Source organism: Neisseria sp. P0013.S005 (assembly GCF_051958425.1).
Lineage (GTDB): Bacteria > Pseudomonadota > Gammaproteobacteria > Burkholderiales > Neisseriaceae > Neisseria > Neisseria subflava.
This window is the reverse complement of sequence record NZ_JBQCVL010000084.1, coordinates 1-243: the sequence shown is the minus strand read 5'-3', so window position 1 is coordinate 243 and position 243 is coordinate 1. Positions and strand designations below refer to the sequence as shown.

Genomic DNA, 243 nt, shown 5'->3' with positions numbered 1-243 from the left:
ACAGCCTACGGGGGGCAGCAGTTAGGAATTTTGGGCAATGGGCGAAAGCCTGACCCAGCAACGCCGCGTGGGTGATGAAGGCTCTCGGGTCGTAAAGCCCTTTTCCCAGGGACGATGGTGACGGTACCTGGGGAATCAGCCCCGGCTAACTACGTGCCAGCAGCCGCGGTAATACGTAGGGGGCAAGCGTTGTCCGGATTTATTGGGCGTAAAGCGCTCGCAGGTGGTCCGTCGCGTCGTGCG

General features: G+C 61.3%; 1 rRNA gene. It reads left to right on the top strand.

The window, feature by feature from the left end:
* Positions 1-243: ribosomal RNA gene (locus ACTHTA_RS11595) — 16S ribosomal RNA — on the top strand; the annotation flags it as partial.